Raw genomic sequence first — 9,045 nt, forward strand, 5'->3', positions numbered from 1 at the left:
ATTTTTTATTTTTCATTTACTGTATATTTCCTGCCGGTTCACTGTCCCGTCCGTTCCTCCAGCCGTCGCTCCGCCACCTGACGGATGGCAGCTTCCATGTCGCCTCCCAGTTTCTCCGCCAGTTCGCGTACTTCCATCTTCTCCGTCTCCTCCGTCGTATAGGCGAGATACTCTTGCATCGACACCTCCGTGGCATACACCGCCGAGTGTGTGCCGCCAAGTCCAATCCAGACTTCCTTGTACCGCCTTGCCGGGTCGTTGGACTGGTTGATCGAGAGTATCTGCGACTTTTCCTTTTCCGTCAGCCCCAAGAGCGACTGTATCTGGTCAAAGCGGTTCATATATTTTCTCTGGTCAAGCAATATTTTGCAGTCCGAGTTGTTGATGATGCTCTCCTTCACAATCGGCGAGCTGATGATGTCGTCCACTTCCTGCGTCACCACAATCGCCTCCCCGAAATACTTTCTCACTGTCTTGTAGAGGTACTGGAGATAGGATGCCATGTTTGCCGATGACAGGGCTTTCCATGCCTCCTCGCATATCAGCTGCTTGCGCACGCCTTTCAGCCGGCGCATCTTGTTTATGAAAGCCTCCATGATGATAATCGTCACCACCGGGAAAAGCTCGGCGTTGTCCTTCACCGCATCAATCTCGAAGACCACGAACCGTTTATGCAGCAGGTCGATGTTCTCCGCAGAGTTGAGCAGGAAGTCGTAGCGTCCGCCCCGGTAGTACTGCCTCAGGGTGGTCAGGAAATTGTCGATGTTGAAGTCCGACTTCTCCACCTTGATGTAGCGTTCCTCCATTTCCTTGCGGTACACGTCCCGCATGTATTCGTAGAACGAGTCGAACGACGGCACGATACCCTTGTCCCGGCCGAGCAGCTGGATATAGGCGTTCACCGCGCTTCCCAGCTCCGCCGATTCCGTTTTCGTGGCGGGTTCGTTCTCGCTTTTCCACAGAGTCAGCAGCAGCGTCTTGATGCTGTCCTTCTTCTCCACGTCGAACACCCCGTCATCCGTGTAGAACGGGTTGAACGAGATGGGCTTCTCCTCCGTATAGGTGAAGTAGATGCCGTCCTTTCCGTGCGTGCGGCGGTGTATCATCTCGCACAGTCCCTGATAGGAGTTTCCCGTGTCCACCAGTACCACGTGCGTGCCCTGCTCGTAATACTGCCGCACCAGATGGTTCATGAAGAACGACTTGCCGCTTCCGCTCGGTCCCAGCACGAACTTGTTGCGGTTGGTCGTGATGCCGCGCTTCATCGGCAGGTCGGATATGTCGATATGCAGCGGCTTGCCGCTGATACGGTCTGCCATGCGGATGCCGAAAGCCGAGGGCGAGTCCCGATAGTTGGTCTCTCCGGCGAACAGGCATACCGCCTGCTCGACAAACGTGTGGAACGATTCCTCCGCCGGAAAGTCCGCCGCATTGCCCGGTATGCCCGCCCAGAACAGCGTCGGGCAGTCCGTCGTGTTGTGGTGGGGCACGCATCCCATCGAGGCCAGCTGGCTACCCACGTCGTTCCTTATCCGTTTCAGCTCCTCCGTGTCGTCGCTCCACGCCATCACGTTGAAGTGGGCGCGGACGGACTTCAGCCCCTGTGAGTGGGCTTCGTTCAGATATTCCTCTATCCACTCGCAGTTGATGGCGTTCTGGCGGCTGTAGCGCGAGAGCGACTGCATGTTCCTTGCCGACTTCTCGAAGCGGCGCAGCTCCTCGTCGCTGTTGCCGACAAACACGTACTGGTTGTAGATATGGTTGCAGGGCAGCAGCAGTCCCAGCGGGGCGGCAAACGACAGGCGGCAGTCCGAGCGGTCGGTCGAGAGCCGTTCGTAACGGCTGTCCGTGGCTACCGCAGCCGGCAGGTCTTCCGTGTCCGACAGCGTGTGCAGGCACAGGCGCTTGTCGCCGATGCGCATCTCCTCCGCGCTCATGGCGATGTCTTCCAGACACGCCGTATCCTCCGTTGTCAGTGCCAGGTATCTGCCTATGATACCCGTTTCCTTTTCCGTTCCCGTAATCTCATCGTCCCTCAGGCGGCGCAGGCGGACGTGTCCCGAATCGTTCAGGATGCGGGCGAACTGTTCCACCGCCTCCATGAACTTCAGCGCCGTCTCCCTGTCCTGTATCTCCTTCGGGATGATATGTCCGCGGCACAGCGTGCTCCAGTTGCTCTGCCGCCTCATGCGTTCCTTCGTCGTCTTGGTCAGGAACAGGTAGCTCCTGTGGCTCAGAAACGGGCGCTCGTTGAAGTGCATCCCGTTGCTCCGTGCCAGGAAGCCCGTACCTTCCTTCTCCCAGTCGGGGCGGTACAGTTCCTTTATATACCAGTCCTGCTTGTGCAGTACCGAATAGTCGGGCAGTACCTTGATTGCCTTGCACCACGTGGCATGGATACTCTCGTATTCCTCCGCCGTTACGGTATAGACCTCCGGCAGCTCCACCTCGAAGGCTGCGGTGATGTCTGCGTCTTTCGAGATGATGCACCCGTGTTCCACCGCCAGCAGCGGGAACCGGCTCTCTAGTGTGGTGGCTTTCATTACGTTTCTCATTCTTTCCTTCCTTTCCTTTTTCGTCTCAACAGATGGGACACCCGTCTGCGGTGGAGCAGATAGCGCGGGCGCATCCGTGCAGCGCCCAGCTTCATCAGTCCGTGCTGGCCGTACTTCGCGTTCAACCGGAACGTGAGCCATACCACGGCGGAAGCCGCCGTGACTCCCAGGCCGATGCAGACCCACTGGCTTACGCCCGCCATGTACAGGATGACAAACAGGAGGAAGGCGGCAAGCAGCCCGCCCGCAAACACGAACAGGTACTGCGCCTTCAACCCCTTGAACTCCACCGGACGACCGATGCCCTTGTTTACCGGGTATTCAGCCATTGTCCTTTTATCTTATTATATATGGGAAACGCCTGTTTAGAGGAAGAACGAGCGCAGGATGGTTGCGCTTACAATCAGGAAGATACAGGCTCCGAACCAGCTTGCGGCGGTCTTGCTCGTGTCCGGATCACCGGACGAGAACTTGCCATAGACCTTGATGCCTCCTATGAGTCCCACTACCGCGCCGATGGCATAGATGAGCTTTGTCGCCGGGTCGAAATACGAGGTCACAAGATTGGTTGCCTCCGTGATGCCCGCCATGCCGTTGCCCTGTGCAAAGGCGGAAATGTTTGCAGCCGTCAGAAGGACTGCCAGAATGATTTGTTTTTTCTTCGATGTTTCTGTCATAATCTTTTCTTGTTTTTATGCCTCCGGGCGGGATATTCCCTTCGGCGGTTGATACTTTTCTTTAATTTTTGCGGCTTCGGATAAAGCCGGCTTGTGGATTTAGTGGATTCGGTGGCAAGCCGATGATTCAGCCGTAGTCAATTTTCCTTTTTCGCATCTTCGTTACGTTTTTTACAGTGTTATACATAGTCGCGGATATTGAAATCCTCGAATCTCTCCGGCATGGCAGGCGGCCTTCTCAGTGCGGCACTTGCCGTTGATGCGGCAGGTGGGGCAGGTATCGAGTCCAGATAGTAGTCCATCAGTTCGTCCAGTCTCCTGCGTGTCGCCTCCGAGCTGCGTTCTATCAGGGCAAACAGCTCGTTGCCCTTCATTTCGCAGAATACCATTCCTGCATGGCGCCGTTCATCTCCTGTGGCGTCCGCTTTCTTCGCCGTGCGTACGGCGAGGTCGATGTCCTCAAACGTGAACCCTTCGGCAGTATCCGGTTCCGCATCCGGCTCTTCGTCCCCGTCATATCCGGCTATGTCCGACACCCGTCTGTCCGTAAACACCTCGTCCAGCTCCTCGTCCGGTATCCGGCGGCGGTGTGTGTCCGTGCCGTCCTCCTGTGCTTCGTCGGCAAAGGTAACGTCCTTCTCGTCCACCTCTTCACTTCGTATTTCCGTGGCGGCATTTGGCGCAGGTGTGGCAGTCTGTGGCTTCGTTTCCGGCATTCTGAAGCGGCTTCTGCCCACGATCTCGGAAGCCGCCGTCCTGTTCCCGCCGTCCTTTCCGTTCTTCTCTCGGGTTGTGTCTCCCGTCCTGCGTTCCCAGGTCAGGTAGATGACCATCCACATGTTGAAGGCCATCAGCAGCACTATCAGCAGCGTCGCCATAGGCTAAAGCGGTTGCGGTTTTTCCCGGCACATCATGGAGGCGGTCCCGTCCCCGGATGTCTGCGGGTGTTCTTCCGGTATGTTCCCTTTCTGTCCGCCTGCGGCGCTGCCGTCACCGGCCAGGGCACGCACGGGGAGCGTGAGCCTGCCGTGTGTCTCCTTTTTTCTGTCTGTCTTGAAAAATTTTCCCATTGTCTTTTCCTTTCTTTTTGGATGAATAATCAGTAAATGTCCTCATAGCTCTTTTTGTAGAGCTTGCGTATCACTTCCTCATACTCGCGGAAGTGCTCTTCCAGTACGCGGTCCACATAGACCGACAGGGTAAGCCCGTTCTTGCCGATGACCTGCACGATGCGCTGTATCCGCTCGTGGTAGCTCTTGCGTATATAGGCTGTCTTGCCGGAACATACCGGGATTTTCGGGGCGTTCAGGAAGCGTTCCAGATATTCCTCTTCCTTTCCCTTTCCGGTCCTTGGGGTCTTCTGTGGAGCCTTTGTCTTCTCTGCTGCGGGTTTTCCGCCCGCATTTCCTTCTGCCTTGTCCTCCACCTCGGGGGCGGACGCGGGCATCTCCGGACGGAACGAGTCCAGAAACTTGCCGGGATCAATATCGACATCGAGTTTCTTTGCCATCCGTTCAGCGGTTTACTATTTCCAGTATCTCTTCCGCCAGCGCGTCTATGCCGCTGCCCTTTGCCAGTGTCCTGTCCGGAGGCAGCAGCGTCGAGCGGAACAGCGGGCGGTCGCCTTCCTCGGCACCTTCCTTGCGGAAACGCTTACTGTCCGGCAGGCTCGTCTTCAGCACCTCAAGCCCCATTCCGGCGATTACCTTCTCGTAGATATCGTACAGGTCGGTCTTCTCGCGCCGGTCCACCATGTTCCACAGCAGGCGGATACCCTTTATATTCGACTTTCCCGTCGTCACCAGCGTGTCGTTCAGTATGCCCGCATATTTCAGCGAGCTTTCCATGATAAAGCGGTCGGCGGCTATGGGACAGAATATGTAGTCCATCGTCGCCACCGTCTTTATCAGTCCCATGTTGTTTACCGTACCCGTCAGGTCGAAGAATACAAAGTCGGGCGGTGTCTCCGATTCCACAAACGGCCTTGCCGCTTCCACCGCATGGTCCGGACGGCTCCCGACTATCGGGTACGCACGTTTGCCCAGGCGTTTGAACTGCTCGTAGGCAGCCCTGCGCAGGTGCGGGTTGCGTTCGATGTTCTTCAGGTCACGCTCGCGCATGTCCTTCAGGCTGAACTGGGGATAGTCGCAGTCCACGACTGCCACGTCGTATCCCTTCACATAATACAGGTAACTCGCCATCAGCACGGTGAGTGTCGTTTTGCCGGCTCCTCCCTTCTGGGTGGAGAAGGCGATGAACAGGGGTTCTTTCTTCATGCTTCCTTGTCTTTTGTTCGTTATACTTCAGTTTGTTTTCCCGGCAGGCGTCCCTGCGTCCGTACTGGCGTGTCCGCTTGGCGGCAGGGATGCCGGCCCTTGCGCACGCCGGGCTGTCTCCATGCCCGTCAGCCTGTGTGTACCATTGCCGGCGTGCCGGTTCCCCGGTCTGCCTGTCCGTGTTCCCGCCGGTATGCCTGCGTGCCGGCAGGCAGGCATACTGGCAGTGTGGCGGACAATGCGGCGTGCCGGCTGGTGGGCGTGCCGGTTTTCCTGTCCGCAAAGGAAGGGGCATTTTCCCGTATCTGTATCACTTCGGGTCTTCGTGGCAGCATTTGGCGCCGATGTGGAAGTCTGTGGCTTTTTCCGGCGGTTCCGCGGCTCTGTCCCGTACCCTAACTTTGCACCCACGACGGCAGACTGACGCCTCTGGTGTATGCCGGGCTTCCGTTTTCTCTTTTGGGCAGCTCCGGGGTACCGGTTGGCCGGTACCCTGTCCCGTGGGTGATGGCAGGTTGGCTTTCCAATCCGTCGCGGACGGATTCTTATTAGCAACCGCTAATAGCAAGGTGTCCTTTGAGTAACTCAAAGGGTTTCCGGTTACTCCCGGAAACGACCTTGCCCCATGCGGGGAGGGGCTTCCTCTCCGGAGTCGGGAAGCCTGTCTCCCGGCTGCGCCGTGTCTGCGGATGCTGCCGTCCGGCACATTTTTATACAAACCACTAAATCCTTATGTAAGATGAACAGAAATGGTAAAGGAAACGGAGCGGAAGGCTCCAAATGGGGGCGGCATCCCAAGGAAAGCCGCAAGTCGCACTGCGTGATGGTGCGTTTCGACAATGAGGAATGGCTGAAGTTCCTCTCCATGTACGAGAAGTCCGGCGTATATGCAAGGGCGGTGTTTCTCAAGGCACACTTTTTCAGGCAGCCCTTCCGGGTACTGGTCACGGACAGGACGCTGCTGGATTACTGCACGAAGCTCTCCGCTTTCCATGCGCAGTACCGCATGGTAGGCAACAACTACAATCAGGTGGTCAGGGAGCTGCGCTGTCATTTTTCGGAGAAGAAGGCGATGGCATTGCTCTACCGTCTGGAGAAGTGTACCGGGGAGCTGGCCGCCCTGACGCAGCAGGTCATGGAACTGTCCCGCGAGTTCCGGCAGAAGCTGTCGGAAAAGGAGGAAAAGTCATGATAGCGAAAATTACCGTAGGCACGTCACTGTACGGTGCGCTTGCCTACAACGGGCAGAAGGTGAACGAAGGCGAAGGCAGGCTCCTTGCCGTAAACCGGATTTTCGACGACGGCAGCGGACATGTGGACATAGCCCGTGCCGAGCAGGACTTCAAGCGCTTCATGCCGGAGCAGGTGCGCACTCGGAATAAGGTCATCCACATTTCCCTCAATCCGCACCCCGACGACCGCCTGACCGACGTGGAGCTGGAACAGCTCGCACGCGAGTATCTCGACAGGCTGGGCTACGGCGACCAGCCTTACCTCGTGTTCAAGCACGAGGACATCAGCCGCCACCACCTGCACATCGTCTCCGTCAATGTGGACGAGCAGGGACGACGGCTCAACCGCGATTTCATCCACCGCCGCAGCAGGCGCATCACCTCCGAGCTGGAAAAGAAATACGGGCTGCACCCGGCTGACCGCCGGCAGCACCGTACCGACAATCCGCTCCGCCCGGTGGACACATCGCAGGGCGATGTCAGGCGGCAGGTATCGAATGTCGTCAAGGCGGTCATGGCAGGCTACAGGTTCCAGACGATGGGCGAATACCGTGCCCTTCTCTCGCTCTACAACGTCACTGTGGAGGAAGCCCACGGCATCGTGAACGGGCGCGAGTACCACGGACTGGTCTATTTTTCGCTATCGTTCAGCAACCCGTCCGCCACCGGCGATGCCGGCAACAGGACCGGCACTCCCTTCAAGGCTTCCCGCATCGGCAAGTCTGTCGGCTACGAAGCCGTGCAGCGCAGGTTTGAATACTCCAAGGAGCAGATCCGCGACAGGCGTCTGGCGGAGACGACCCGCCGTACCGTCGCTGCCGCGCTCGCCCGGACATACCGCCGCGAGGAGTTTGTCGCCCTGCTCAAAGCGAAAGGTGTGGATGTGGTGTTCCGCCATACCGACGAAGGGCGCATCTACGGGGCGACCTTCATCGACCACCGCACGGGCTGCGTGCTCAACGGTTCTCGTCTGGGCAGGGAGTTTTCCGCCAATGCCTTGCAGGAGCATTTCACCCTGCCGTATGCCGGCACTCCGCCCATACCGTTCACCATCGCCGTGGACGGGCAGCAGCCCGACACCCGTCCCGCCGTGGAATACGACGAGGGGTATTCCTCCGGCTTGGGCTTGCTCGGCGGCGACACTTCGGGCGCACAGGCCGAGGAAGCCGCCTTCGAGCGCGACCTCAGGCGTAGGCGGAAAAAGCGCCGCAAGGGACAGGGATTATAATTCAGTCATTCACTTGAAAACAGAAACAGATTATGTCACAACAGGAAGACGATTTGAGGGCACTGGCGAAAATCATGGATTTTCTCCGTGCCGTAAGCATTATTCTGGTGGTCATCCACCTTTACTGGTATTGTTACGAAGCCGTAAGGCTGTGGGGCATCGGCATAGGTGTCGTGGACCGGGTACTGATGAACTTCGACCGTAGCGCCGGACTGTTCCATCACATTCTCTACACGAAGCTCTTTGCCCTTCTTCTGCTCGCGCTCTCGTGCCTCGGCACGAAGGGTGTCAAGGAGGAGAAAATCACCTGGCGCCGGATCTGGACGGTACTTGCCGCGGGGCTGGTGCTCTTCTTCGGCAACTGGTGGGTGCTCTCCCTGCCGCTTCCGGTGGAGGCGGTTGCGGGTTTCTACACCGCTTCAATGGCGGCGGGCTATGTCTGCCTGCTCATGGCGGGCACATGGATGAGCCGTCTTTTGCGTACCAACCTCATGGAAGACGTGTTCAATGTCGAGAACGAGAGTTTCATGCAGGAGACCCGCCTCATGGAGAACGGGTATTCCGTCAATCTGCCCACACGTTTCTACTACAGAAAGAAGTGGAACAATGGCTATATCAATGTGGTAAACCCGTTCCGTGCCACCATCGTACTGGGTACGCCGGGCAGCGGAAAGTCCTATGCCGTGGTGAACAGTTTCATCAAACAGCAGATTGAGAAGGGCTTTGCGATGTACATCTACGACTTCAAGTTCAGCGACCTTTCCACCATCGCCTACAACCACCTGCTGAACCACATGGACGCATACAGGGTCAGGCCGAAGTTCTACGTCATCAACTTCGACGACCCGCGGCGCTCGCACCGCTGCAATCCCATCCATCCGGATTTCATGGAGGACATCACCGATGCTTACGAGAGTGCCTACACGATAATGCTCAATTTGAACAAGACCTGGGTGCAGAAGCAGGGCGACTTCTTTGTCGAATCTCCGATTATCCTGTTCGCCGCCGTGATATGGTTCCTCCGGTGCGCCCATAAGGCGGTGTAATAAATATCTATTTAGCAATAGATTAGGTTAG

10 protein-coding genes and 1 pseudogene are annotated in these 9,045 nt (G+C 57.3%); 3 read left to right on the top strand and 8 right to left on the bottom strand.

The genetic code is table 11. The annotated features are described in order from the left end of the window. Positions 1-38: 38 nt before the first annotated feature. From DXD04_RS10530 to DXD04_RS16615, 8 genes are all read right to left on the bottom strand, one after another. Positions 39-2,555 (bottom strand): TraG family conjugative transposon ATPase, encoded by a 2,517-nt coding sequence (locus DXD04_RS10530; protein WP_117673141.1) that lies wholly within the window; start codon positions 2,553-2,555, stop codon positions 39-41. Continuing rightward, the gene (locus tag DXD04_RS10535) at positions 2,552-2,884 is read right to left on the bottom strand and encodes a DUF4133 domain-containing protein (RefSeq protein ID WP_018709714.1); all 333 of its coding nucleotides are present in this window, start codon (positions 2,882-2,884) and stop codon (positions 2,552-2,554) included. The genes DXD04_RS10530 and DXD04_RS10535 overlap by 4 nt, the downstream gene beginning before the upstream one ends. Positions 2,885-2,920: 36 nt before the next feature. Next, a complete protein-coding gene (locus DXD04_RS10540; RefSeq protein ID WP_018709713.1) occupies positions 2,921-3,232 on the bottom strand; it encodes a DUF4134 domain-containing protein in 312 nt (103 codons plus the stop codon). A 179-nt stretch (positions 3,233-3,411) separates the two neighbouring features. Continuing rightward, positions 3,412-3,786: a hypothetical protein gene (locus DXD04_RS16920; RefSeq protein ID WP_259299544.1), complete on the bottom strand. Its 375-nt coding sequence runs from the start codon at positions 3,784-3,786 to the stop codon at positions 3,412-3,414. Positions 3,787-3,883: 97 nt separating this feature from the next. Further along, positions 3,884-4,069: a hypothetical protein gene (locus tag DXD04_RS16925; RefSeq protein WP_259299545.1), complete on the bottom strand. Its 186-nt coding sequence runs from the start codon at positions 4,067-4,069 to the stop codon at positions 3,884-3,886. A gap of 262 nt (positions 4,070-4,331) precedes the next feature. Further along, on the bottom strand, positions 4,332-4,742 hold the full coding sequence (locus DXD04_RS10555) for a DUF3408 domain-containing protein (protein ID WP_117673148.1): 411 nt from the start codon (positions 4,740-4,742) through the stop codon (positions 4,332-4,334). 4 nt (positions 4,743-4,746) lie between these two features. Next, the gene (locus DXD04_RS10560) at positions 4,747-5,508 is read right to left on the bottom strand and encodes a ParA family protein (RefSeq protein ID WP_018709709.1); all 762 of its coding nucleotides are present in this window, start codon (positions 5,506-5,508) and stop codon (positions 4,747-4,749) included. A 128-nt stretch (positions 5,509-5,636) separates the two neighbouring features. Continuing rightward, positions 5,637-5,843, bottom strand: a complete 207-nt coding sequence (locus DXD04_RS16615; protein WP_118528244.1) for a hypothetical protein — start codon at positions 5,841-5,843, stop codon at positions 5,637-5,639. Between the two features lie 404 nt (positions 5,844-6,247). On the opposite strand from DXD04_RS16615, the gene mobA reads away from it, so the two are divergent. From mobA to DXD04_RS10580, 3 genes and pseudogenes are all read left to right on the top strand, one after another. Next, a complete protein-coding gene (gene mobA / locus DXD04_RS10570; RefSeq protein WP_117673170.1) occupies positions 6,248-6,700 on the top strand; it encodes a conjugal transfer protein MobA in 453 nt (150 codons plus the stop codon). After that, positions 6,697-7,968 carry a conjugal transfer protein MobB gene (gene mobB, locus DXD04_RS10575; RefSeq protein ID WP_117673152.1) on the top strand — a complete coding sequence of 424 codons (1,272 nt, stop codon included), beginning with the start codon at positions 6,697-6,699 and terminating at the stop codon, positions 7,966-7,968. The genes mobA and mobB overlap by 4 nt, the downstream gene beginning before the upstream one ends. A gap of 32 nt (positions 7,969-8,000) precedes the next feature. Further along, positions 8,001-8,993: pseudogene (locus tag DXD04_RS10580) on the top strand (YWFCY domain-containing protein); the annotation flags it as partial. Positions 8,994-9,045 lie beyond the last annotated feature (52 nt).

This window comes from Phocaeicola plebeius, from assembly GCF_003437535.1.
Taxonomy (GTDB): domain Bacteria; phylum Bacteroidota; class Bacteroidia; order Bacteroidales; family Bacteroidaceae; genus Phocaeicola; species Phocaeicola plebeius_A.